The 26184-nt window shown below is 42.8% G+C and carries 19 protein-coding genes; 12 read left to right on the top strand and 7 right to left on the bottom strand.

Features of this window, described 5'->3' with window-relative positions:
• Nucleotides 1-206: 206 nt before the first annotated feature.
• Genes FTV13_RS10495 through FTV13_RS10480 form a run of 4 tightly spaced genes read left to right on the top strand, consistent with a single transcriptional unit; the run spans nucleotide 207 to nucleotide 6581 of the window.
• Nucleotides 207-2216, top strand: coding sequence for a hypothetical protein (locus FTV13_RS10495; protein ID WP_180011992.1), 2010 nt, complete (start codon nucleotides 207-209; stop codon nucleotides 2214-2216).
• A 12-nt stretch (nucleotides 2217-2228) separates the two neighbouring features.
• A complete protein-coding gene (locus FTV13_RS10490) occupies nucleotides 2229-2945 on the top strand; it encodes a hypothetical protein (RefSeq protein WP_166139299.1) in 717 nt (238 codons plus the stop codon).
• A gap of 29 nt (nucleotides 2946-2974) precedes the next feature.
• The gene (locus FTV13_RS10485) at nucleotides 2975-5149 is read left to right on the top strand and encodes a DUF6160 family protein (protein ID WP_159123365.1); all 2175 of its coding nucleotides are present in this window, start codon (nucleotides 2975-2977) and stop codon (nucleotides 5147-5149) included.
• 16 nt (nucleotides 5150-5165) lie between these two features.
• On the top strand, nucleotides 5166-6581 hold the full coding sequence (locus FTV13_RS10480; RefSeq protein ID WP_166139297.1) for a hypothetical protein: 1416 nt from the start codon (nucleotides 5166-5168) through the stop codon (nucleotides 6579-6581).
• Between the two features lie 57 nt (nucleotides 6582-6638).
• Here the strand turns inward: FTV13_RS10480 and FTV13_RS10475 are convergent, their stop codons facing one another.
• The 4 genes from FTV13_RS10475 to FTV13_RS10460 all read right to left on the bottom strand — a co-directional run bounded on the left by FTV13_RS10475 (nucleotide 6639) and on the right by FTV13_RS10460 (nucleotide 13404).
• Complete coding sequence (locus FTV13_RS10475) at nucleotides 6639-8357, bottom strand: proline--tRNA ligase (RefSeq protein WP_180011990.1); 1719 nt, start codon at nucleotides 8355-8357, stop codon at nucleotides 6639-6641.
• 97 nt (nucleotides 8358-8454) lie between these two features.
• Complete coding sequence (locus FTV13_RS10470) at nucleotides 8455-11562, bottom strand: efflux RND transporter permease subunit (RefSeq protein WP_180011988.1); 3108 nt, start codon at nucleotides 11560-11562, stop codon at nucleotides 8455-8457.
• 18 nt (nucleotides 11563-11580) lie between these two features.
• Complete coding sequence (locus tag FTV13_RS10465; RefSeq protein WP_166139290.1) at nucleotides 11581-12708, bottom strand: efflux RND transporter periplasmic adaptor subunit; 1128 nt, start codon at nucleotides 12706-12708, stop codon at nucleotides 11581-11583.
• Between the two features lie 51 nt (nucleotides 12709-12759).
• Nucleotides 12760-13404 (bottom strand): hypothetical protein, encoded by a 645-nt coding sequence (locus FTV13_RS10460; protein WP_159123370.1) that lies wholly within the window; start codon nucleotides 13402-13404, stop codon nucleotides 12760-12762.
• 283 nt (nucleotides 13405-13687) lie between these two features.
• Between FTV13_RS10460 and pilG the strand changes: the two genes are divergently transcribed.
• From pilG to FTV13_RS10430, 6 genes are all read left to right on the top strand, one after another.
• Nucleotides 13688-14071, top strand: a complete 384-nt coding sequence (gene pilG / locus FTV13_RS10455; protein ID WP_180011986.1) for a twitching motility response regulator PilG — start codon at nucleotides 13688-13690, stop codon at nucleotides 14069-14071.
• A gap of 25 nt (nucleotides 14072-14096) precedes the next feature.
• A complete protein-coding gene (locus FTV13_RS10450; RefSeq protein ID WP_004784985.1) occupies nucleotides 14097-14465 on the top strand; it encodes a response regulator in 369 nt (122 codons plus the stop codon).
• A 5-nt stretch (nucleotides 14466-14470) separates the two neighbouring features.
• On the top strand, nucleotides 14471-15007 hold the full coding sequence (locus FTV13_RS10445; RefSeq protein ID WP_159123371.1) for a chemotaxis protein CheW: 537 nt from the start codon (nucleotides 14471-14473) through the stop codon (nucleotides 15005-15007).
• 46 nt (nucleotides 15008-15053) lie between these two features.
• Nucleotides 15054-17123, top strand: coding sequence for a methyl-accepting chemotaxis protein (locus FTV13_RS10440; protein ID WP_004784982.1), 2070 nt, complete (start codon nucleotides 15054-15056; stop codon nucleotides 17121-17123).
• 168 nt (nucleotides 17124-17291) lie between these two features.
• Nucleotides 17292-21809 (top strand): Hpt domain-containing protein, encoded by a 4518-nt coding sequence (locus tag FTV13_RS10435; RefSeq protein ID WP_180011984.1) that lies wholly within the window; start codon nucleotides 17292-17294, stop codon nucleotides 21807-21809.
• Nucleotides 21810-22268, top strand: a complete 459-nt coding sequence (locus FTV13_RS10430) for a hypothetical protein (protein ID WP_004784978.1) — start codon at nucleotides 21810-21812, stop codon at nucleotides 22266-22268.
• A 60-nt stretch (nucleotides 22269-22328) separates the two neighbouring features.
• Here FTV13_RS10430 and dapE read toward each other — a convergent pair whose 3' ends face one another.
• From dapE to FTV13_RS10415, 3 genes are all read right to left on the bottom strand, one after another.
• The gene (gene dapE / locus FTV13_RS10425; protein WP_004784977.1) at nucleotides 22329-23465 is read right to left on the bottom strand and encodes a succinyl-diaminopimelate desuccinylase; all 1137 of its coding nucleotides are present in this window, start codon (nucleotides 23463-23465) and stop codon (nucleotides 22329-22331) included.
• Between the two features lie 123 nt (nucleotides 23466-23588).
• Nucleotides 23589-23738 carry an entericidin A/B family lipoprotein gene (locus tag FTV13_RS10420; RefSeq protein WP_004784975.1) on the bottom strand — a complete coding sequence of 50 codons (150 nt, stop codon included), beginning with the start codon at nucleotides 23736-23738 and terminating at the stop codon, nucleotides 23589-23591.
• 115 nt (nucleotides 23739-23853) lie between these two features.
• A complete protein-coding gene (locus FTV13_RS10415) occupies nucleotides 23854-24729 on the bottom strand; it encodes a DUF1853 family protein (protein WP_004784973.1) in 876 nt (291 codons plus the stop codon).
• Nucleotides 24730-24817: 88 nt separating this feature from the next.
• On the opposite strand from FTV13_RS10415, the gene FTV13_RS10410 reads away from it, so the two are divergent.
• Both FTV13_RS10410 and elsL read left to right on the top strand, forming a co-directional pair.
• A complete protein-coding gene (locus tag FTV13_RS10410) occupies nucleotides 24818-25255 on the top strand; it encodes a YbaN family protein (protein WP_125278257.1) in 438 nt (145 codons plus the stop codon).
• Nucleotides 25252-25764, top strand: coding sequence for a cell wall-recycling L,D-carboxypeptidase ElsL (elsL, locus tag FTV13_RS10405; RefSeq protein WP_159123377.1), 513 nt, complete (start codon nucleotides 25252-25254; stop codon nucleotides 25762-25764). The genes FTV13_RS10410 and elsL overlap by 4 nt, the downstream gene beginning before the upstream one ends.
• Nucleotides 25765-26184 lie beyond the last annotated feature (420 nt).

The raw sequence follows: 26184 nt of genomic DNA, 5'->3' as shown, positions 1-26184 counted from the left end.
CTAATGCCTCGCTTATTTTTTTGCTGTTTCATTCATCGGAAACTCGGGGTTTTTAGTCTTTTGGCTTTGGTAATCCTGCTAAAAATAAGCATAATGAAGAATGAATATATAAAAAAGATGTGCCAAGCATCATAAAAATCAAAAATTGAAGGCTGGGAAGCTGAAGGATAAAGATGCGGAGCATCAGATAAGAAGGATAGGTCGAGATGGCTCAAATAAAAGCTAAATTTCAATTTCGTAAAAGCTATTTGGCAATGATGATCGGTTTAGGATTATTGCCATCTGCACATGCAATGCAGGAATTAACTGATTCTTCTCTTTCTGATACTACCGGTGAAGGTGTTGCCCTGGTACTTGATGACTTTAAAATGGTTTTTCAGGCACCGAATGATGCTTCCAGTGGTTCAAGCTATGCACGAGGTATTGCCAATCCAGGTCAGGCAGACACTGGCTTTATTCGTATTATTCCGACTGGAGAGAACTATGCTCAGTTAGGTGAGCGTGCCTATAACAAAGTCTATGATCGAGTGTATGCAAGTAGCTATTTAAATGGTATCAGTGCAAATGCCAATCTTTATCAAACGACTTATGACAATAGTGTTAGTACCTATAAAACTCAAAACTATAATGCGACTTTAACTGCAATCCGTAATGAAATTGGTGCAAGTGCGCGTAGTGGTATTGTGGAAGAATATCGTAATTCGACATTAATGCAGCAATATTATCAGCAGCGTTATGAGGATTATTATGACGGTACAATTATTACAGGATTAAAAAGTGACGGAACAACATCTCATACTTTAACTGCATGGCAAAAAGATAAATCTGTCGAATATGCATTAAAAAATACCTATGAAATGATCGAATTGTTATATGGAAACAAGGTAACCACTCCATTAAATAATACTTGGACTCAACAAGCGGGTACCCGAACCAATGCTATTGATTCAAGAGTTACTACAGTTGTAGAGAATGCGACACAAGAAAAATTAGCAATTGAAGCTGATAGGTATGCACTGATTCAGGCAAAAAATGCAGTGACTGCTATGGAGCAGGCGGTTAAAGCGAGCGCAACAACAGCGGCCAAAGAAGCTGCAATGGGTGCCTCAGTCAGTACGCTACGTACGAAGGCTGATGTATTTATCTATGGTTTAGCTTTATCAAAAAGTGATAATTCACTCAGTAGCCGCTATAGCAATCAGGGGTTTAATTGGGGAACAGCCAGCAATCCTTGGTTATTTCATGCCGGAGCCGAAACAGTAAAACAGTTTACGGATACGGGAAAAGAAGTGGGCTATCTAGCTTTAGAAGCACCTCTTGCAACAGTTGCTGCAAATGAAGCAGATAATAATATTAAGCTTGGTTTTTGGACTGATATTTTCTCACGTTCTTTAAATTCAAGTAATACCGTAGATTATGCTACTGGAGCACCTACTTCAGGCTTAGATATTTCTGAACGTTTTCGTGCACAGTTTATTGCTAATGGCTTGAGCATGAACGGTTCGCAAGTCCGATTATTTCAAACCCTTACATCGCCTGATCTTGCATATAGTCAAACCTTGGGCCTGGCGAGTCTGATCCGACTCAATACTAATGATGATCCCTCTACTTTGACCAGTGATTCAAACAATTTGAACAGTAAAGGGATTCGTATTAGTAGTGCAGCAAAAGAGAATAATCTTGATGGAGATGGTCCGACTCCTGCTTTAAATGGCTCTGCAGCTCCTATATTTCATGATACCGAGGGATTGTATTTATATAGCCCGAATATCAATTTGGTACTAGGAAGTATGTATCAGCCTTTTGTTGTGGGTTCGGAAGGAAATAATATTATTTTGGAAGTGACACGTATTCCTAAAATTCCAGATATTTACAACCGGATTTATCAGCGTTATCCAGATGGAAAAGGTGGTTTTTTAGGATCAGAAGCACTTTTAGGCTCTACATGTAATGTATATACGTGTGGTACTGAAATTAAAGCTCAAGCTTCAGATAGCATTGCCTTGTATCAAGGACGCGATGCAACTCACAGTAGTATCGCCATTGGTTCTGTTGAACGTATTGCCAATACTAATATGCTGAAGGCAAAAGATGATAATAATGCTACTGGTGTGGTATTTAGGGGGGCTACTGATAACTCAATGAGGAATTTTGGTTCAGCAGTGATTGATGGTGTGTTGATTCAACATCTAAAAATAAAAACTACAGGTCTATAAAGGAATAGGGCAATGTTGAAAAAGTTAATGCTTGCTACAGTTCTTGGGATTTCTTTTGCGACACAAGCCGGCTTGGTCAGTCTTGATCCGCAGCAAATGACAGCGGAAACGGGTCAAGGCGGAGCAGATTTAAGCTGGACCTTGTCACTCAACCATCAATACGCTACTGATTTAACGAAATCTCAAATTTCTGAAACGGTCGCTAATAAGTTAGAGGTGTATTACAAGCCAACAACAGATTGTGGAATTAACACCTTGTTTTGTCGCTTGGCTATTTCTCCGAACAATCATGTTGATGCTCAAGGCAATAAAAAATGGCTGGTATTTAAAGGCATACAAGGCACCCTGCAAATTGATAAGTTTTCTATCGATGGCACTACAATTACTAATGTGGCAGGCGATCCTCAAACAGCCATGAAAATCACTTTTTATGATGATAAACCTTTAAAAATCAGAAACTTGGGTTTTAATACTTTGGCTATTGAAACCGGAACCGGTGAGGGCGATAAAGAAGGCTATGCCAATTCAGAGAGGTATACGACCTTCACCAATCGTGTTTATAAAGCGGACGGTACATATACCACTGCCTCAGCAGATGTTCCGGAATTTGACCGGGGGCGTGAGAAGGGGTTTATGGGTCTCAATATGCACGGCAACATGCACATGTCAGGAAACTTAAAAATATTTGGCTTTAACTGCTCAGCTGGGAGTGCACAAAGCCGTTGCTAACTGCATGGATGCAGTATAGGGATGAAAGAATGAAAAAAATAAAATCACAAATTAAATTATTAACGGCATGTGTCTGTTTAGCACAGCATAGTTATGCACTAGAGCTGATTGAAGAACAAGAATTGGGTCATATCACTGGTCAAGACGGTATTACGATTACACACGAGGTATCAAAAGTAGAAGTTGAACAGCTCAATTGGTATGACCCGAATGCTGATGTAAATACCAAGATGGGACTGGGATTGCATAAAGTAGAAATCTTAGGCAAAGATCAAAATGCGATTTTAAGCCAGCTTAAGTTTGATGTCGGTGCGACCGATGCTGGTGCAGGGATCCGTCTAGAAGCAAGCGTAGCTCCCTTTAGTGCCAATGCAGATTTTAAACTTGTGAGTAAGGATTGTGTTGGAACAAGCTGTGTCGAAAACAATCAAAATTTGGGCAAATTAGGTCTTGCGATTGATAGTCCATTTAAAATGGTGCTTCATACGACAGCAGGTTTATTCAATAAGAATGAAACAGCTACTATCGATTTCAATTTGCAAGATGCCACGATCAAACATACTTTAGGTACAAATAGCTTAGTTCTAGATAACTTTAATTTTAACTTCGCTGGTACGGGCTATATGTATATAGACCCGATACAAGGCGTCGTACTCGCCAGTAAAAGTGGCACACAAGACCATCTAATTAATTTAAAACCAGTGGCTGTAGGAACAACTGGTGCGCAAACAGCTGGATTAAACTTTGATTTACGCTATCAGAATGGAGATGGCGATTTAAAAAATATCATGCGCTATGGTATTTCGGGTGCAGTGAGTAATGCACGTTTGTCGTTAGGTGCTGATCAGTCAAAACTGAACTCTTTTGATATAAGTAATAAAGTTGGTGGTGTGCTGACGCGACAAGATCGCAGTGTTTCAAGCTATAACGCAGGTGAAGGCGGCTTGCATCTTGGTTTATCAGCTGATTTTACCAATCAGGAAGTGGCAGCAGCACAGGGTTTAAAACCAACGACTTTGGAAATTGGTCATACGGGTAAAGGAAGCTATGCAGTTCAGTTTAATGAATTACGTTCATTAACTGGAAAAAATAATGCATATATCGATTTTGGCGATATTTATATCAATACAATTCAGGCGCAGAGCCTAGAATTTTTAGTTAATGACAATATTAAGTCAACACTTAGACAAAGTAATCCGATTTTGCAGCAAACTTTAAGCAGTACGTCTGCTAATCAGGATTTTGCACTAATCGCCATACGGGGTATGGATTTCCAGTCGATTGCAGCCAAAGCAAATTTTATTTCTAATGATACTGGTATTATTTCCGGGAATAGTGGTTCTTGGGGAATTGGTATTCCAATTTACAACCTGAATGCCAATGTTGCTTTGTCGGGTACAAAATATGACGGTGACAAGAATGGTATTGCCTATAACGTGATGGCATCAACTGAAGGTTATGGAAAGGATGCCAAAACTGGAGCACCAAGTACAACTTCAATTCTTTTAATTGATGGTGGTGTAGAGAATGGCCATGCGCGAAACTATTATGCTGGCCTTCGAAATATTGATGCCTTTATTGAATCCAAAGGGGTGATTGGTTATGAAGATGAAGGCATCTATGTAAAAGCTGATAAATTGCTGATCGCAGCTAAAGCTGAAGTGGCAATTGGCCAATTACCGGGATCTAAATATAACTGTGTATCAGGCAATAAATGTGATCAGTTTGTTCCTGATGACAACTTTTCTAAACGCGATGATGTATTAACAACAATTGCCATGATGCTTGATGGTAGTGGTGAGTTAATGATTATTCCGGGACTGGATGTAGCAGGCGAAAATTATTTATCGTTGGATGCAAACTTTAAGTTCCGAACATTAACTTCTACAGAAAAAGGTGATGTTAATAATCTTGGTAGTTATTTTAGTCTGATTAATGAAGATGTAGATAGCACAGGTGCAGTTCATACTTCTGCGATTAACTTTAATCGTATGGAAGGGAATTTAGGATTAATCACCAAAATAGGCGTGAGTGAAGATACTGTTACTTTAGATAATCAAATTAAATTTAATAAAGATCAGAAGATTATCGAGCCGTTTAGAACCAACATGGCCATGACCACAAATGGCAATATGCAGAATATAGCAACAATTGCACTCACAGGCGGAACCATGCGCAGTACGCTTGGCATTACACCGCGCTGAAATAAGGGATGATTTCATGAAAAAAATAATATTGAATAGCTTGATTGTCACTTTAATGGGCCTTAGTCAACAGGCGATGGCAATGACAGCCTTAGACGATGAGGCTTTATCGGCAGTTGATGCACAGGCCTTATTAAATTTGGAAAATGCTTATGATTCATCACAAGGGATTAACTTCCATAAGCTAAGTATTGAAGCTTTAATGGAACTGAACATTAATATCAAAACTTTGCAGCTCGGTTGTGGTGGAACGAATAACAGTATTGGGAATACTAATGGCTGTGATATTGATATTTCTAACTTGGCATTGAGTGGCTTAAATACCAGTCTTGATGATAAGGGTAACCCTGTCTTTTCAGGTGACCGTGCTAATACCAGTGCCAGTGTGAGTAATCCCTTTGTTGAGTTTGCAATTAAAAATGGTGGAAGTGCTTCTACCCGTGAAGTGGTCGGTTTTCGTCTAGGTGCAGATAAAATTGTCGGACTCTTAACCATGGGGACTGACAACATCGAAAATCCGAATGATGGCCTCAAAAGTTTTAGTGGTTATATGAAAATGGCGCAAACCACTGGTGAGTCTGTTACAAAAGCGGGAACCTTTGGTATTGCAAATGATGAAAAAATCTCAGGGAATCTAAAGGCTTTAGGACAAACACGTACTTTTACCAGTAAGCCAGGTGCTGATGGCCATACCGGGATTACAGTGCCTTCCATGCGGGTAGACTTTACTATGCCAGAAACTGTCGTGACTGGGCAACGCTTAAAGTCAGCGACTGTAAGTAATATCCGTTCTACTATTGCTTCGATTCCATTAGCAAAGGCTTTAACGGGTTCAACTTTGCCAAGTGATGTGATTGGTACACCAGATTTTTCAAAAGATAAGCTGTATGTAGAGTTTGATCCATTAATTGGATTTCTTAATTTAGGAACACATTCTTTCTTTCAAATGGGTGCTGGTTCAAGTCTGGATAACCTGAATATGGACATCACCTTTGTCCAAGCTCTGAATATGATCCATAATATTCCATTAAATGGTACAGGCGGTTATTTGTCTTTACAGAGTCAGAATGTGCATTGGCAAGGTGCGGACGCGGCTGATATTGCCAAACCAGGTTGGTGGCTATCTTTTAAAGACCCGATTCAACTGGGTGTATTAAAAACTACAGATGAAGTTGATATTTCATTCGTGTTACCTCAGGTAGCAACTGCTATTTCTGAATTTCTTTTACGTCCTGAAAACTTGATTGATGTCAGTGTGGGCGAGGCTTTAGGGTCTCTGGCGAATGTCGCGGTGGTACGTAAATTGAATATTGATGTAGGTAAATTTACTAACTATGTAGATGGTACTCCTGCAACTTTAACCTTAATGGACAAGCTGCTACAGAACCAGAATGTGACCTCAAACTGCTTTGGCGGGCATAAGTTCTGCTAAGTTAGAGACATAAAAAATCCCGCTCTAGGCGGGATTTTTTGTGTTCGTTAGAAAATATTATTTCGCAATTTTTGCCAGTAGTTCTTCTTTCGAAAGATTTACTGATTCTGCATCACGGCGACCTTTATATTCAAAAGTACCTGCATCCAGACCTTTTTCACCAATCACAATGCGATGTGGAATACCAGTCAATTCAAGATCAGAGAATTTCACACCTGGACGCTCGTTACGGTCATCAAGCAATACGTCAAAACCAGCAGCTTGCAGTTCTGCATATAAGCTTTCAGCTGCTTCTAAAGTGCGAGGTGATTTATGCGCATTCATTGGCACAATTGCCACTTCAAATGGAGCGATCGCAGCCGGCCAGATGATACCTTTTTCATCGTAATTCTGTTCAATTGCAGATGCTACGACACGTGTCACACCGATACCATAACAACCCATGGTTACAGTGAATGGTTTGCCATCTTCACCTAAGACTTTACAGCCTAAAGCTTCAGAGTATTTTTTGCCTAACTGGAAGATATGACCTACTTCGATACCACGTTTGATTTGAAGTGTACCTTTACCATCTGGAGAAGGATCGCCTTCAACCACATTACGCAGGTCATAAACTTCGCTAAACTGCGCATCACGTTCCCAGTTCACGCCAGTTGAGTGCTTGTCTGCTTCGTTTGCACCTGCAACAAAGTCAGAAAGTACAGAAGCAGCACGGTCAACAATCACTGTTAGGCCTTTCTCTACTAAACCTTGCGGACCTACAAAACCAGCAGTCAAACCTAGTTCAGCAAGTTGAGCTTCAGTAGCAAAAGCCAAAGGCGCAGCAATTTTTGGATGCTTTTCGGCTTTAATTTCATTCAGTTCATGATCACCACGAAGGAACAGGGCAACGACAGGAGCTGCTTTACCTTCTTCAGCTGCAACGCCTTGAACCAGTAATGCCTTCACTGAATGTGCAGGGTCAGTGCCAAGGAAGCTTGATACATCAGCAATCGTTTTTTGATTTGGGGTATCAACCACTTTCAGTTCTTGAGTTGGAGCAGCACGATCGCCCACCAGAATCGCTTCAGCCATTTCGATGTTAGCCGCATAATCAGATTCAGTTGAGAAGGCGATATCATCTTCACCACTTGAAGCCAAGACGTGGAATTCGTGTGAACCTGAGCCACCAATTGAACCGGTATCCGCTTGTACTGGACGGAAATCCAGACCTAAACGGGTAAAGATCTTGCAGTACGCTTCGTACATTTTGTCGTAAGTTTCTTGCAGAGATTCCTGATCCGCATGGAAAGAATAGGCATCTTTCATGATGAATTCACGTGAGCGCATTACGCCAAAACGAGGACGAATTTCGTCACGGAACTTGGTTTGAACCTGGTAGAAGTTTGCAGGCAGTTGTTTGTAACTTTTTAGCTCATTACGTGCCAGATCAGTGATCACTTCTTCATGTGTTGGGCCAAGCACAAAGTCATTGGTATGACGATCTTTAAAACGTAATAGTTCAGGACCGTATTGCACATAACGACCAGATTCTTCCCAAAGAGAAGCTGGTTGGGTCACAGGCATCAAGACTTCGAGTGAACCCGCGTTATTCATCTCTTCGCGAACGATCGCTGCAACTTTATTTAATACGCGAACGCCCATCGGCAGCCAGGTGTACAAACCTGAAGCCAACTTACGAATCATACCGGCACGAAGCATCAGCTGATGTGAAATAACTTCAGCATCGTTCGGGGTTTCTCTCAACGTTGCAAATAAAAAGCGACTCGCGCGCATGGAAACTGTCCTAAAAAAATTAAGCGTTAAAGCAGAGATTATACAATAAAAAATGAGGTGAACATTCGTGAATGTCACCTCATTGTGATGGTTTAAATTATGCCATGATTTTACGGGCTTGGCGCAGCATAAAATTCTTAAAGTCATCCAGGTAAGTGAAAATCACTGGAACCACGACCAATGTCAGCAGGGTGGAGGTAATTACCCCGCCGATCACGGCATGTGCCATCGGTGCACTTTGTTCACCACCTTCACCTAAGCCCAGAGCGAGCGGCACCATTCCCATGACCATGGCACTGGTGGTCATCAGAATTGGACGTAAACGGGTTTTGCCGGCATTCAGAATCGCATCATAACGGGCTTCACCCCGATCCATGGCTTTCTTGATGAAGTCGATAAGCAGAATCGCATTTTTGGTCACCAGGCCCATCAGCATAATAATACCGATAATTGAAAACAGGTTCATGGTCGAATTAAACAGGAATAGCGCCAGGAATACACCAATTAATGACAAGGGTAATGAAGCCATAATGGCAGCAGGGTGAATAAAGCTGTTGAACTGTGAACCCAATACGATATAAATAAATACAATCGACAGGGTAATCGCAGTGAGCGCATAACCTGCGGATTCTGCCATGTCTGCATTGGCGCCTTGGGTATCAAAACTATAACCCGGCGGCATGTCGAAACTATCCTGAAGTCTGCTAATGTCAGTACCGATGTCACCTGCAGGGCGTCCAGAGGTATTTGCTTCAACCAGCACCTCACGCGCCAGATCTCGACGATTAATCTGAGAAGCTCCCAGTTTTTCTTCAAAATTCGCGACGCTAGAAAGCGGGATCAAAATCGGCTGATTATTGCCATCCATTTTAGATGAAGTGATATACATATTTTGCAGATCACTTGGCAAGGTACGTCGGTCTTCGGTCAGGCGTAAGTTAACATCATAAGTTTCACCTTTTTCATCCTGCCAGGTGGTGACATCATCGCCGGCAATCAGTGGGCGAACCACATTGGCAATTTGATTGACTGACAAACCAAGATCACTGGCCAGAACGCGATTGATCTGTACACCTAAGGTCGGTTTTGGCTCTTTCAGTGAGGATTCAAGATCGACAATGCCATCAATTTTAGCCATCTCGACCATAAAGCGATCGGAAATCTTCTGTAGTTCATTCAAATCAGGGCCTTTGATTGAAATCATAATCGGCTTTTGGCCACCCGATACGGTTTCATCCGCGGAAGCGACTGAGGTAATGGTAATGCCGCCCACAGATTGTAAACGTTGACGGAATTCATTATTGAGATCATTCAAGCTTTTCTCGCGTTCAGTCCGCGGAGTCACAGTGACACGTAAGCTGACATGGTTTTTACCGCGATCGGTCACACCATTAATTACGCCGTAAGTTGCACGTACATCAGGATGCTGACGTACAATTTTATCGACCTGCTGCAGTTTGGCTTGTGAATATTCCAGTGAAGCATCGACTGGAGTTTCAAACTTGATCCGGATTTCACCCTTATCCGGGACAGGTACGAACTCGGTACCAATCAGTTTCGACAGGGCTAGAGCGCCAAACAAAGACGCCACTGCAATTACAATAGTAATGAATCTAAAGCGTAAAGCTAGTTTCAATAGCTTTTCATAGACATGACTTAAATTGTCTAATTTGCCTGAAATCCAGTTAAAGAAACGTTTAATTCGACCTGGCTTTTTATTGGGATCTTTTATCTTTTCTGCCCAATGCGCAGATAGCATTGGATCTAGAGTGAAGCTAACAAACATGGAAATCAGAACGGCGGTACTCACCGTTACACCGAACTGATAGAAGAAACGGCCAATGATTCCGCCCATAAAGGCAACAGGCAAGAATACCGCGACAATGGTCAGTGTTGTTGCCAGAACGGCAAGGCCAATTTCTTTGGTGCCGTCCAGCGCGGCAGTGACATGGTCTTTACCCATATCGGTATGCCGTACGATATTTTCCCGTACTACAATTGCATCATCAATCAGCAAACCGATACTTAAAGACAGGGCCAATAAGGTCATCATATTGATGCTGAAACCAAAAGCCCAGATAAAGGTCAAAGTTCCGAGCAATGCAATCGGTAAAGTGAGGCCAGTAATGACCGTTGAGCGGAAAGAACCTAAAAATAATAGAACAATCAGCACAGCAAGAACCGCACCCTCAATAATGGTACGCGCAACATCACCAATGGTGCCGCGGATACTTTTTGAAGAATCCACCACAACTTTTAAGGTGGTTCCTTGTGGCAATTGGGCTTTAATGCTTTCAAGAGTTTTGTAGGTACTGTCTACTACTTCAATAACATTAGAATCAGAGCTACGCAGAATGTCGACAGCCACTGCAGCCTTGCCATCCAGAAATGCACCAGTTTCAAGTTCTGCCTGACTATCTTCAATTTCTGCGACCTGTTTCAGAAAGATCGGTGCACCATTTTTATTGGCAATGACCAGATCGCCAAAGGCGAGGGGATGCAGGACTTTGGAATTGATCTCAATCACCAGTTCCGAGTTGCCAGATTTTAATGTACCGCCCGGAACTTCGATATTTTCAGATTTCAGAGTATTAATGACGCTATCCACGCCAATGCCAAAAGCTTGCAGTTTCTGTGGTTCAACCTGAATACGAATCTGGCGCTGTGCATCACCGAGCAGGTTGACTGTACCTACACCCGGAACAGTCCGTAGTTGTGGAACAATGCGCTGATCCAGATAGGAGCTTAGTGCTTTTAAGCCCATATTGTCAGATTCAAATACGATCGACATGATTGCATTGGCAGTCGGATCATAACGCTCGACGACTGGCTCCTGAATTTCATCACGGAATTCAGCGGTGACTGAAGCAATTTTGTCACGGACATCCTGTGCTGCCGTGGTTGAAGGCACTTCCAGATTGAATTCGGCCGTAATCATCGACAGGCCTTCACTGGATTGTGAAATCACCTGTTTTAAACCGGAAATAGTATTGATCTGGTCTTCGAGTTTTTTGGTAATTTCCGATTCAACAGTTTCTGGAGAAGCACCTGGATAATTCGTATAAATTACGACAAAGGGGAAATCGACATCCGGAAATTCTTCCACACCCATGCGCTGCCAGGAAGCCAGTCCAAGTACCATCAAACAGAACATCATCATAATAGTGAAGACGGGATACTTCACACTAATTCGGGTAAACCACATATTAATGATCCTGTCTGATTAGTTGGAACGCACTGTCACTGGCTTGTTGAGATCTGCCTCGGTAAATGGAATGCGACTGACCTGATCACCTGTTTCCAGACCCTGGATCACTGCAGTATTCTGGTTATAGCGCTGTTCCAGAACCTGAACATTCACTTTAATAATTTTGTTCTGGCGAATAACCCAGACATAAGGTTTATTCTGGATATCCTGAATGGTATCGAGGGGAATAATCTGACCAGAAACTTGTTGAGAACTCAGAATATTGCCTTCAACAAAAGAGCCAATACTTAAAGAGGGAATACTTTCATTTGGTCTGGCGAAGAATTCAATCTGGCGACTAGCCTGATCAGCAATTGGAGATACCCGGCTAATAGCAGCGGTAAATGTGTTTGGATTGCCCTGAATCTGGTATTCAATTTTGCTACCTAAACGCAGACTGGACTGCATCTCACTCGGGACACGGGCCTGAATTTCCAGTTGATTTGGATTTACGATTTCAAACAGGGTTTGTCCGATCGCCACGGTTTGACCGGGCTCAACCTGACGCTGGGTGATCACGCCACTAATCGGGCTGGTGATAATGCCATCACGATCGGCTTTTACGGCAATATCGACATTGGCTTGCTGTGCGCGGACATTTTCAACCTGGGCCTGATAGTCAACCTGACTTTGCTCATATTCAACTTTAGAAATAAAGCCTTGGTCGAGCAGGCGCTTTTTGCGCTGCATCATGTTACGCGCCTGATTGGCCTGTGCCTGGGTAGATGCCAGATTGGCACGGGCCTGAGCCAGACGTGCGGCATTGTCCTGATTATTTAAGCGAACCAGTACCTGACCTTTAGCTACATTGTCACCGACCTGAGCATTAACACTGGTGGCAGTGGCCGAAACCTGCGCTTGAATACTGCTTTGGTTGACTGCGCGAATAGTGCCGGTAAATGCGGATTTCTGGATTGAAGTACCTGTTTTTACAGCTACCAGATCCTGAAGAATTAGTTCAATTGTTTTGGGACTTTCGGCTTGCGGTGTAGATTCATTTTTATTGCAGCCGCTTAGAAAAAGACTTAAGCAAAGTGCACTCACCATCAATACAGAGCGCGAAGAAGGGGTCTTTGAAATATGAAAATGCTGTGCAAATGGCATATTAATCCTTTTCACTTGTGGTCGTTTAAAGCAACAACAAGTTATTTGTGTTTATTCAAGTGCTTTTAAACGGGCAATAATTCTGTCGTATTCCGCTTCCATATTTCGATAGCGAGTTTGTAAAGATTGAATATTTTCTTTTTGAGAAATCAGGTTTTTCTGGTTGTTTTCAAGGTTGGCTTTCAAAGATGCCGGGGGATTATTGCCTTTACGTAAATATTCACGTTCTTGGCGTAAAAACATAACCCGGTCTTGCTGCAACTGTTTCATCTGCTCTTGCTGAAAGGCAATCTGTTTTTTAAGTTGGCTCAGACTTTCATTCTTTTTTTGTAGAGCAACATGGCTATTGGTATAGGCACGTTTCAGTTTCTGGTCTTCTGCAATGCGCTGAGCCTGCTGGGCACGTTGCGGCGCCTGTTTAATATCTTTATCGACATTATAAGGACGTGCACGTTTAATGACCTGCATATTCTGGTCAAGTGCCTCATATCCATAGCGGATATGGTTGGGGGTAACGTTAGTGCTGATATTGGCCACACCTTTATTATCATAATAGCGGTACCAGGTGGCTTTTGGTGGCTGGTTAGTTGAGGCATAAGAAATGGTGACCTGAAGAAAAAGTGTCACTGCAAATATGAATCGGCCAGTCATTTTATTTTTATCAATGAAAGCAAGTTTTTCTGAAAACTGACTCATCATTGGCTCCCCAATTGAAAGTTGACTAAATTACTTATTTTAAAGTAATAATAATGCTATATTAGACTCAAATTCACGAATTAAAAACTACCATCAGTCAAAAAAAAAGCAATGACAAAATAAAAATGTGAAATGGTTAATGAAAATCCGCCATTTATGCACACTTGTGTAGAAAATGTTCATTGATAATACAAGTGGATTTGTGTTAAAAATGTTTATCGATCGTAATAAAATAATCCTATGAGCCTTATGGCGCATCGTTTCTAAAATGGGAAGGGTCAAAATGGACGATAAATTCCAAAATCTAAAAGTTATGGTCATTGATGACTCAAAGACCATTCGTCGTACAGCAGAAACTCTTCTACAGCGCGAAGGATATGAAGTCGTGACTGCGGTAGATGGTTTTGAAGCTTTGTCAAAAATCGCAGAAACCAATCCGGATATCGTATTTGTAGACATCATGATGCCTCGTCTAGATGGTTATCAAACTTGTGCATTGATTAAAAATTCTCAAAATTATCAGAATATTCCTGTGATTATGCTTTCGAGTAAAGATGGCTTATTTGATCAGGCCAAAGGTCGTGTTGTTGGTTCGGACGAATACTTGACTAAACCTTTCAGTAAAGATGAATTGCTTAACGCAATCCGTAACCATATTAGTGCTTAATAATTGATTTTTTAGGGGAATTGGCATGGCGCGTATCTTAATCGTAGATGACTCACCGACAGAAACATTCCGTTTTAGAGAGATTCTTTCTAAACATGGCTTTGAGGTGATTGAAGCATCCAATGGTGCAGATGGGGTAACCATGGCTCAGGCTGAGTTGCCAGATCTGGTATTGATGGATGTGGTCATGCCAGGCGTGAATGGCTTCCAGGCAACACGTCAAATTGCACGTGGTGCAACCACCAAGCATATTCCGATTGTGATTGTAAGTACCAAAGATCAGGCCACTGACCGCGTTTGGGGTAAACGTCAGGGCGCCGCAGATTATCTTACAAAACCGGTAGATGAAAAACAGTTGATTGAAGTGATTAAGCACCACCTCAACGCAGGATAAGCTCTATGGCAGCAAATGGATTTATCGAATTGCTTCGCATTGCGAAACGGGGAAATAAAAACTACGTTTCTAATGAAAATGAAGTCAACCGATGGTCAGGCATTGCTTTTGAGATGATGGGGCAATATTTTGTTGCCCCGCTGGGGGAAGTATCCGAAGTGATCTATCCTCCAAAATATACGCCAGTTCCTAATACTCAATCATGGGTTTTAGGGTTGGCCAATATTCGGGGAAGGTTATTATCAGTTTCTGATTTGACTCAATATGTATCAGGACAGAGTAGCCAGTTTTCACCGACTCAAAAAGTATTATGTATTCACCATAATGACCAATATGTCGGTTTGGTTGTTGATCAAGTTTTGGGTATACAACATTTTAATAAGAAAAGTTTTTTTTCTAAAACAACTGAATTGGATAATAACTTACAAGAATACTGTCAGGGATTTTTCCACCAGCATAACCAGCAATGGCATGTGTTCTTATTCAGTCGTCTGTTGCAAAATCCAAAATTTATGAACGCATCTATAAAATTTATAAATTAAACGTCGCGCACGAAAGTAATAAAGACGTAAATCGGGGAGAGGCTGCATGGGCTTTAAACTTAAAAAGAAAAATACAGGTGAAGGTAGCCGCAAAAGTGGCAATACTTTTTTATCCAAGATTCAATCACAAACAGATCAGTTGTCACGTGTATTTGGTGATAGTGAAAAGTCTAAACCGTTTATTTATGGTGCAGCCGGCTGTCTGTTAGCGGCAACCATCACTTTATTGTATCTTTTCTACAGTGTGCCACGTGCCAACCAGCTGACACAAAGTCTGGGTGATTTACGTCTGCTTTCACAAACCATTTCACGTCAGGCAACTGAAGCAACGGCTTCTGGTACACCTGAGGCGATGAAAAATCTGACAGATTCTCAAAAAGCTTTTGCTGAAAACCTTGAGACTGTAAAAAATATCCATTCCAATAATGAAGCGCTGCAAGCAGTAGATAAACAGTGGACAGAAGTATCTTCTAGTATTGACCTGATTGCATCGCAACAAAAAATCATTAACCAGTTATATGACACCAACATTGCGATTGGTGAAGCGATCCCGGGAATTCAGGCCGAATATAACTTGATGGTCGACCAGATGGCGCGTCAAGACATGCCGTCTAACCAGGTGGTCATTGCGAAAAACCAGGTATTTATTGCGGAACGTATTTTACGTTCGATCAGCTTGGTATTGACCGGTAACGACGGTTCACGTGAATCAGCGGACGACTTCAGTGCCGATACCGAAACTTTCGGTTCATACTTAAATGCACAGTTAAACGGTTCTGCTGAACTGGGTGTACAACGTATTACTGATCCAAACCTGCGCGAGTCTCTTGAAGGCATTAAAGCAGAATATGATGATGTACTTGAATCAGCATCTGCGACAATCCTGAAAAACTCTGCGCAAATCGTAAAAGTACGTCAGGCATCTGCGTCAATTTTCTCGCAATCGGATGCCCTGCTCGATAACCTAAACAAACTGTCTGGTAACTCTGGTCTGAAAACAATCGTTCCAGCGGTACTGTTAATTCTGTTATTGATCGGCTTCCTACTCTGTGTATTCCGCCTGTTAACCCTACGTGGTGCATCGGATAAACAGCGTGTAACCCGTCTTCAAGAAGAATATGACCGTAACCAGAATGCGATTTTACGTTTACTAGACGAGATTGCCGACCTTGCGGATGGTGACTTACGTTCATATGCAACAGTATCGGAAGACTTTACCGGTGCGATCGCCGACTCGATTAACTTCGCGATCGACCAGTTGCGTGACTTGGTATCTCGTATTACCGAAACTTCTCAGGAAGTTGCGCAATATACAGCGACAACTCAAAGCATTACCAACCAGTTAGCTGAAGCATCTGAACACCAGGCACAAGAGATTGCGGGTGCATCTGCTGCGATTAACGAAATGGCAATGTCCATTGACCAGGTATCTGCCAACGCGGAAGAATCTGCAGTCGTTGCGGAACGTTCAGTACAAATTGCTGCAAATGGTGCAGACGTTGTACACCGTTCTATTGAAGGTATGGATACGATTCGTGAACAGATTCAGGAAACCTCTAAACGTATTAAACGTCTGGGTGAATCTTCACAAGAAATTGGTAACATCGTAGCCCTGATTAACGATATTGCCGACCAAACCAACATCTTGGCATTGAACGCAGCGATTCAGGCGTCGATGGCGGGTGAAGCTGGTCGTGGTTTCGCCGTGGTAGCGGATGAGGTCCAGCGTCTTGCGGAACGTTCTGCCTCTGCAACCAAACAGATTGAAGGCTTGGTAAAAACCATTCAAACGGATACCAACGAAGCCGTAATTTCAATGGAACAAACCACAGCCGAAGTTGTACGTGGTGCGAACCTGTCTAAAGACGCTGGTGTGGCACTGGATGAGATTCAAACGGTATCGAATAACCTGGCAAAACTGATTGCGAACATTTCCGATGCTGCGAAACTTCAGTCTGCATCTGCGGGTCATATTGCGACCACGATGAATGTCGTACAGGAAATTACTTCACAAACTACGAGTGCAACCTTCGATACAGCACGTTCGGTATCTGAATTGGCGAACATGGCCGATGCATTACGTGAATCTGTATCTGACTTTAAACTACCAGAATAAAGTCAGAAAGTATGAGGGGAGTGTGCCTTAACCTAGGTTGAGGCACATTCAGAAATACAGATAAAGCCTCGACAAGATGGACTTGACTACATAAGGTTAGGTCTCGCGTGACGGTCACAATTAAGTTTGAGCGCCCTTCTTGGCGGCACAACGTAAGAAGCATTAGCTATGAAAGAAATATTAAAAAATTTAGTTGAAACGACAACGCTTCCTGAAGACAGTTATCTTGATCAAGATGCAGAAATTCTTGAAATTTTTGTCGAGGAAATCGAAGAGATTTTCGTTGAGTTAAATGCTTTATTTCCAGAATGGTTGAGTGATCCGGCTCATCAGGAAAACCTGAAAACCATTCGCCGCCATTTTCATACCCTGAAAGGTTCAGGCCGTATGGTGGGGGCTAAATCTGCGGGTGAAATTGCTTGGGCAGTGGAAGATACCTTAAATCGGGTACTTTCAGGCTCAATCCAGTTAACGCCTACAATTCAACAGTATGCCAAAGCTGTACTGAATATTTACCAGTTTATTTTATATCCAAAATTCAAACAGGTGCAGGAACTCGATGTTGACCTACGCCCAGTCGTGCTTTTAGGTCAGCAATTACAACAACAAATAACACCTGAACCGGCTTTAGAAGAACTCTTGCAACTAGCAGACAGTCTGACTGCCGAGGGTCAGATCACAGGTCTTGAGCTAGGTGATTCGGCTGAAGATCAAGATACAACTGCAGCAATAGAAATAAGCACAACAGAATTTGAGCTTGAAGAAGCTGATAGTGAAGATGCTGCACGTAGTGATGTAGAAGAAACCGTGGCGATCTTTATCGAGGAAGCGGAAGAGCATCTCGAAACGATTGCCAAGTTCCTGCGTAGCGAAAATGAAAAAGTGCAGGATTATAATGCATTGATTCGTGCTATTCATACTTTGCGCGGCAGTTCGTCCATGGCACAGATCGAAGAAATCTTCGAGGCCAGCTCTAAAGTAGAACATCTGTTTAAAACACTGCTTCAGGATGAAATTGCATCCACCTCAAAAGAAACTGCTGTATTAATTCAGTATGCTGAATTTGTCAGCGACTATCTGCATTTGTTACGTCAGGGTGATAGCAGCAAACTGGCAGCAGTGTATGCGACTTTTGAGCGTGTCTGGAATGATTATGGCTTCGCAGCCACTGAAACGGAAACAGTTGAAACCCAAGGTCTGGTGACCAAGCTGGTTGAACTGGAGATTGACCTGTTGCTGGATGCCGAATTTGAATTCGATAAACGGGCTAAAGTCGATTATCCGGAATATATTCAGGCTTTAAGCGAGCAGGCTGCCGAGCTGCTTGCACATACAGATAACCGTGCCGCACTGGGTATTCATGAGTTTACGACAGATTTAAAATCTGCTTATGATGCCTTGCTGGAAAAACCGGTACTGCTGAATAGTGATTATGCTTATGAGCTGTTTGCCCAGGCACATCAGGAATTCATTCATTTATTCGATACCCTGGCAGCAGGCCAGCGTGTCATTCTGAATGATGATACGCAAAAAACCTTGAGTGAACTGGCTGCATTTGTACAGCAGGACCTGGAAATCTTTGCTGAAGACAATGTTCCTGCTGAACAAGTATCAGAAGAAATTTCTATTCCTGAAGCTGCAACCACAGCCAGCATTGACTTCGCTGCTTTAAGCCAGCGTATTGCCTCTGACCGCCAATACATCGACAGCGCAGAAACTCAGCGTGATTTCGATGAGGATCTACTGAATATCTTCCTGGAAGAAGCGGATGAATTACTGGTAGGTATTGATGAAGATCTGAATACCTGGAGTAAAAAGCAGGATGATACGACTTCACTGAATAACCTGATGCGTCACTTGCACACCTTAAAAGGTGGTGCAAACATGATTACCGCTTCTCATATCGGTTCGATTTCGCACGAACTAGAAAGTATTTATGAGCGAATCATCCGTCAGCAGATCGCTGTTACTCCAGCGCTGATTCAAATCATTCGTCTGGTGCAAGATAACGTTTCTGACCGTATCCAGTCGATCCGTGATGAAGGTATCGATTATCCGGCTGTTGAAGCAATTTCGATTCTGCAAAATATTCAGGCATTGGTGGCTGGTCAAGCTGTTGCAGCTCCGGTAGAAACATCGATTCCTGTTGTCGAATTTGAATATGCAGAAGCTAGTGCTGATTCCGAACAAACAGCGGATGAAGCATCGGAAGAGATTGCATTAGAAGATACAAGTTCAGATCTAGAACCGGCCCTAAACTTAGAAGATGAACAAGTTGAGCTGACTGAAACAGAAACTTTGACTGAGCCAGTTGAAATTGTAGCAGAAGAGCGCTCTGAAGAAGATGAACTGAAGTCAATTGTTGAAGAGACTTTCCTTGAAGAGTCAGAAGAGATTCTCGACAATACTGAAAAACTGCTGAACCAATGGTTTGATCAGCGTAGTGACCGTAGCTTATTGCTTCAATTACAACGTGCTGCCCACAGTATCAAGGGTGGTGCGCGCATGGTTGAAAACGAAAAGGTGGCCAGCATTGCGTATGAACTGGAAACCACTTTCGAGCAGTTTGCGGTATATCACTTTAACTCGAATGCTTATGATGGCTTGCTGCAAAAAACACTGGCCTGGTTAAGACAAGCGATCTTCCAGCGTGACTATAGCAATTTTGAACAGATCCAAAGCAGCCTGAAAAAGATTGCGTATGTGGATGTTACTGCGCAGCTGCCAGAACGTCTGGCTAAAACAGAAACGCTGGTCACAGAAAATAGCTTCGAGTTTGTCGAAGGTGATGGTACTGAGCCACCACGTATGATGGGTGAGTGGATCGATACCGGTAATACCGATACCAGCCATGAGATGATCCGTATCTCTGCTGATCTGGTTGAGAAGATGATCGACCTGTCAGGCGAGAATGCAATTAACCGTTCGCGTATCGAGATGGACTTAGGCCAACTTGGCAATACCCTGAACGAAATGGAACTGGCAATCAAACGTCTGGCGGACCAGTTGCGCCGAATGGAAGGTGAGCTGGAATCACAGATTATTGCCAAACACGGTTCAGAAAACTCGCGTTATGCAGACTTTGACCCGCTGGAAATGGACCAATATTCGTCCCTGAACCAGTTGTCCAAGTCGCTAGCGGAATCTGCTTCGGACTTGGTTGACTTCAAGAGCACCTTATCCGACAAGATTCGTGAAACTGAAGGTTTGTTATTGCAACAATCACGGATTCAGGCCGAGATTCAGGAAAGCCTGATGCGTACCCGTCTGGTACCGTTTGACCGGATGTTGCCACGTTTACAGCGTATCGTACGTCAGACTTCTACGACCTTGAACCGTCCAGCCGAACTGATTATTCAGAATAGTGAAGGTGAATTAGACCGTAATATTCTGGAGCGTCTGGTAACGCCATTCGAGCATATGCTGCGTAATGCGATTGACCATGGTTTGGAAGATACAGCAGATCGTATTGCCTTGAACAAACCGGAAGTCGGTTCAATCCTGTTAAATATCAGCCGTCAGGGTACAGATGTCATCGTCTCATTTAGTGATGATGGTAAAGGTATTGATGCTGAGAAGATTCGTGAAAAAGCACTCAGCCAAGGCCTGATCAAAGAAGATCAGACACTGGATTCGGAAGAGCTACTGCAATTCATTTTCCACCCAGGCTTCAGTACTGCTAAATCTGTAACCCAGATTTCAGGTCGTGGTGTGGGTCTGGATGTAGTACAAAGCGAGATCAAGTCTCTGGGTGGTCACGTATCTGTCAGCTCTGAAGTTGGCAAAGGCACAACCTTCACCATTCGCGTACCGACGACTGTAGCGGTCAGCGATGCCTTGATGGTAAAAGTGGGCGATCAGCAATACGCCGTTTCTCTGGCGCAAATCGACCGTATTGTACGTATTGCACCATCTACTCTGGAAACTTACTTCAACAGTAAAGACGATTTCTTCAAGATTGATGGCGTCAATTACAAATTGCGTTACCTGTCTGAGTTCGTATCGAATCAGCCAATTCCTCGTCTGAACAACGTAGCGCATTCACTGCCAGTATTGCTGATTAAAGGCAACAGTGGTCAAACCATTGCCTTACTTGTGGATCAGTTAGTAGGTTCACGTGCACAGATCGTGGTGAAACCAATCGGCCATCAGTTCGCCAATATTGGTGTAGTCACTGGTGCGACGATTCTTGGTGATGGTCAGGTTTGTCTGATTCTGGATGGTCAGAATATTGCCCGTCAGATCCATGGTACGCAGCGTGTGAAACACATGCAGGATCAACGCGATGGTTCACGTTCTGGCAATGCTCGCCGTCTGGTAATGATCGTGGATGACTCGGTGACTGTACGTAAGGTGACCTCGCGTCTACTTGAGCGTCAGGGCTATGATATAGTCACCGCCAAAGATGGTGTAGATGCGATTGAGCAGCTTGAAAATGTCCGTCCGGATCTGATGCTGCTGGATATTGAAATGCCGCGTATGGATGGTTTTGAGGTCACGAACCTGGTTCGTCACCACGATATTCACCGTGAACTGCCAATCATCATGATTACTTCACGTACTGGTGAAAAACACCGTGAACGTGCTTTCAGTCTGGGCGTAACCCACTACATGGGCAAACCGTTCCAGGAAGCTGAATTACTGGCGAATATTCAACAGTTAATTGCTGAAAAACAGGGGTCATAAATGAGTCAGAATACGACTAATGCCAAAATGGCTGATCAGATAAGTCAGCAGGAACTTCAGCATTTAATTACGGTATCTACCGGATTTATTGATGCTTATATTATTGACTGTCACGGCAAAGATCCAATGCTGTTACCACAAAATATTGTCCTGTCTGCACTGGATAGTGATACCCAGGTTAAAGTGGTTGAGTGGCATGATGCGCAATTACCGGTTTATGCAGTTAATGATCCTACACGTAAAAGTGGTGTGGCGCTGGTGATTGAAGGAGATGAGGTGCATCAGCGTTTTGCCCTGATGTGTAATGAAATGCCGAAAACCATTCGTCTGCGTATTTCTGAAGTCGTCGATGCTGATCAGCAAGTGACTGACCCCGCAGTATTCCAGTATGTGCGTATGGGGGATCAGTTATTTCACATCCCGCAAATGGGTTATATTCAGTCTTCAATTGGCTTGTAATTCATTACAAAGCACATAAAAAAAGGAACTCTTCTGAGTTCCTTTTTTTACATCTGGTGATTAATTGGCTAACAGGTTCACCAGAATCTGCTCATAAATTTCAGCCAGTGGTTCAAGGTCTGCAATATCGACATGCTCATTAATTTGATGGATTGTGGCATTCAGTACACCGAGTTCTAGGACTTGTGCACCGGTAGGCGCAATAAAACGACCATCTGAGGTGCCGCCTGAAGTTGATAATTCAGTTTCAGTACCAGTCACAGTTAAAATGGCATCTTTAGCGGCATTCACCAGCTCACCTACTGGTGTCAGGAATGGCAGGCCAGATAAAGTCCATGAAATATCATAGTCCACACCATGACGATCCAGAATTTCAAGCATACGTGCTTTTAGTTCTTCAGCAGTCACTTCAGTTGAATAACGCCAGTTGCAGAGCAGGTTCATCGTACCTGGAACAACGTTGGTTGCACCGGTACCGGCATTGATATTTGAAATCTGGAAAGACGTCGCAGGGAAGTATTCATTGCCATTATCCCAGACTGTTTCGCAGAGTTCGGCAATGGCTTTAGATGCTGTATGAATTGGATTCACTGCAAGATGCGGATAAGCTACATGACCTTGTTTGCCTTTTACAGTCAAGTTGGCATTCAATGAACCACGACGGCCATTTTTGACAATATCACCCAGTTTGTTGGTACTTGATGGTTCACCTACCAGACACCAGGTAATTTTCTCGTTACGGGCTTCCAGAGTTTCAATCACTTTTACCGTACCATTGATCGATGGACCTTCTTCATCTGAAGTGATCAGATAGGCAATTGAACCTTTATGATTCGGATATTTTTCGACAAAACGTTCAGTGGCTACAACCATCGCAGCCAAGGCGGTTTTCATGTCGGCACTACCACGGCCATATAGCTTGCCGTCACGAATTTCTGGCGCAAATGGGTCAGAGTTCCAGGCATCCAGGTTGCCGGTTGGCACAACATCGGTATGGCCAGCAAAACAGAAAACCGGGCCTTCAGTACCTTTACGCGCCCAAATATTATCAACATCTTCAAAGCGCATTGATTCAATATTGAAACCCACCTTCTTCAAACGTTCTGCCATGATATTCTGGCAGTCATGATCAATAGGGGTCACAGAAGGCTGACGTAATAATTGCAGGCTTAAATCAAGAGTCGCGGAAGATGTCATACGATGGATTCATAAGTCGATAAATTTGTCGGCTCTATGATAGGCGAATATGGCCTGTAATGTGAATGTTCTGCATAAAAAAACCCTATCTGAGATAGGGTTTGTGGAGAAGCTAGAAAGAGTTTAGTTTTGACGGATTTCTTCAGAAGTTTTTTCTGCAGTGCCTGTTACAGCTTCGCCTGCTTTAGAAACGTCTTTACCCACACCTTTGACAGTGTTACAGCCAGTTAAAACAAAAGCCATTACCAATGAAGCAGCAAGAATTTTTTTCATCATCATCTCCGTATTATCGATAATAAAATTATTATGATGTGGAACTAAGATTAGAAAATATACGACATAAAAAATATGTGGTTTTCATAGTGCTTCGGTTAATAAATGTAATGTTTTAAAAGGGTTTATGCGCAGGAAAGGGTAGTAGAAGCGGGCTGCGATACATATAAAAATCCTCTTGATCAGCCTTTTTATAAAGTCCATTTGTCCACCAATAGGGACTTGAACTGCTGATCTGCGCATTAGGATAAATCCATTCATGACGTTGTAAACGATAGAAGTTAGCCGCTGGGTCGGGAATCTGCTGACCCCATAAGCCTATGCGACGTTGGGTATTGACCCAGTCAGGTAAGGTCTGATCTGCACGATGTACTGGAAGATAAAGCTGGCCTTTTAACATGCAGAAACGCTGCTCAATCTGCTGATCCAGAGCCTCATCAAACTGAAACTGTTTCTGGGTAAAATGCTTCATTTTACGGATTAAAGTATCGGTGCGGTTTAGGCCATACCAGTTTGGCAGGCTAAAATCGGCTTCTGCGAGGTAGTATTTCAGCGCCACTTCCCAATGTTCAGTCAGACCAGCCTCTGTATTGAATAACAGAAAATCCAGTTCACCCAGTGTTTTAGCGCCGTCAATTTTCTGAATGCTATGACCTAAAAGCTTATAAGGATGATAGGCATCATCCAGCAGCCAGAACCAGACAAGCATTTCAAAGCGCAAACCCAGCCGGGTGCTTTTAAGCTGCTGCACGAATTGCTCCAGCTCTTCTGGATGCCGGTCCAGATATTTCAGACGTGGATGATAATTTTGCAGGTGATGTTGCCAAGTCTCAGAATCATGTAAGTCAAAAGCATGGACGACTTCAAGTTCGTCTGGAATTTGAGACAGAAGGTTTGGACTACCGACAGCAAATGCCAGTTGCCGCACCAAAGGATGCTGATAATATTGCCATGCTTCTACAAGATGATGATTTAGACTGGAAAAGGGCATAGCACATCCTGTGAAAAGTGCACAAATACAACGGACAGATTTTAAAAACACTTTATACTACCCCTAATTTTGTGGGTAGGACCGATTTATGAAAATATTGTTTTGGCGAAGCCTGGTCGTACTATTTGTCGTACTGGGTTTTATCGGCGCAATCTTGCCCGGCATGCCAACTACAGTATTTTTAATTCTGGCGGCTTGGGCGGCATCCAAAGGCTGGCCACAGATGGATGCATGGCTGCTGAATCATCCAAAATATGGTCCGACTTTAAGAGCCTGGCGTGCCAATGGTACTGTGCCACGCAAGGCCAAATGGCTGGCCAGTATCATGATGTTCATCAGTGGCATTATCATGTTATTTACGACAGCACCGCTGGCAGTCAAAATCTTTACTGATGTGACCATGCTGATTGTGGCGATCTGGTTATGGCGTCGACCCGAACCAGTTCAGGACATAATCCATCCAGAACACATGGCCACAAAGAAAGTAGAACTAGAAACTATCAAGACAGAGAAAGAGAAGTCATGAGCCATTTGCAGCTGGATCAGGCAGAAATCCTGATTGATCTCGCCCAACAAAAACTATATTTGCCAAAATATAATAAGCAGTACCTGATTTCTACGGGTAAGAATGGCATAGGTGAAGCAGAAAATAGTGGCAAGACGCCTCGTGGATGGCATAAAGTCGCTGAAAAGTTTGGCCAGCAGACACCTTTAAATAGTGTGTTTATTGCCCGTCAAGCGACAGGTGAAATTTATAATGCAGAACTGGCACAGCAATTCCCGCAGCGAGACTGGATTCTCAGCCGGATCTTATGGCTAAGTGGGCTTGAAGAAGGTTTTAACCAGGGCGAGGGTTGTGATACTTACCAACGTTATATCTATATTCATGGTACGCCTGATTCTGAGCCGATGGGTATTGCAATGTCACATGGCTGTATCCGCATGCGGAATACGGATGTGGCCGAGCTGTTTGAACTGGTGAATGAAGATGCACTGGTCTATATTTCAGAACAGCCTTTGAATCTGACTGTTTAAATGACTTAAATGACATAAGAAAATTTGTGGATGATTTAAAATTAATTGAAATATCTTCTATTTAAATAAGGGAAAGTAGATGAGGTCATCGATCATCTATGTACTCTACTTTTATAGACAAATAGAGTTAGAAACAGGATTTATAGCCCGCCAATAAAAGTCATCGATTTGTTTTTAGAGGGCTGCAAGCTCTTAAAATAAAGATTACAGGATCACAACGTTGCAGTGAGTTGGGCTTTGTATAATCTTTCAGCAATACTGAAGTCTGTTGCATGTTCTGGTCTCAATTTTCATGAGTAAAACCGTAAAAATCCGGCTTTTAGTTTCACAGAGTATCTTTAAAAAATCGGTATAGACTTAAAAAATAAACAAAAAGTGTTGTTTTTTTTAACAATCAACCTATTTTTTAATCACTCACAC

Origin of the sequence: Acinetobacter sp. YH12235 (genome assembly GCF_013417705.1) — a bacterium.
Taxonomy (GTDB): domain Bacteria; phylum Pseudomonadota; class Gammaproteobacteria; order Pseudomonadales; family Moraxellaceae; genus Acinetobacter.
Note: the sequence above shows the minus strand (reverse complement) of the source record. Positions and strands in the feature narration are given on the sequence as shown.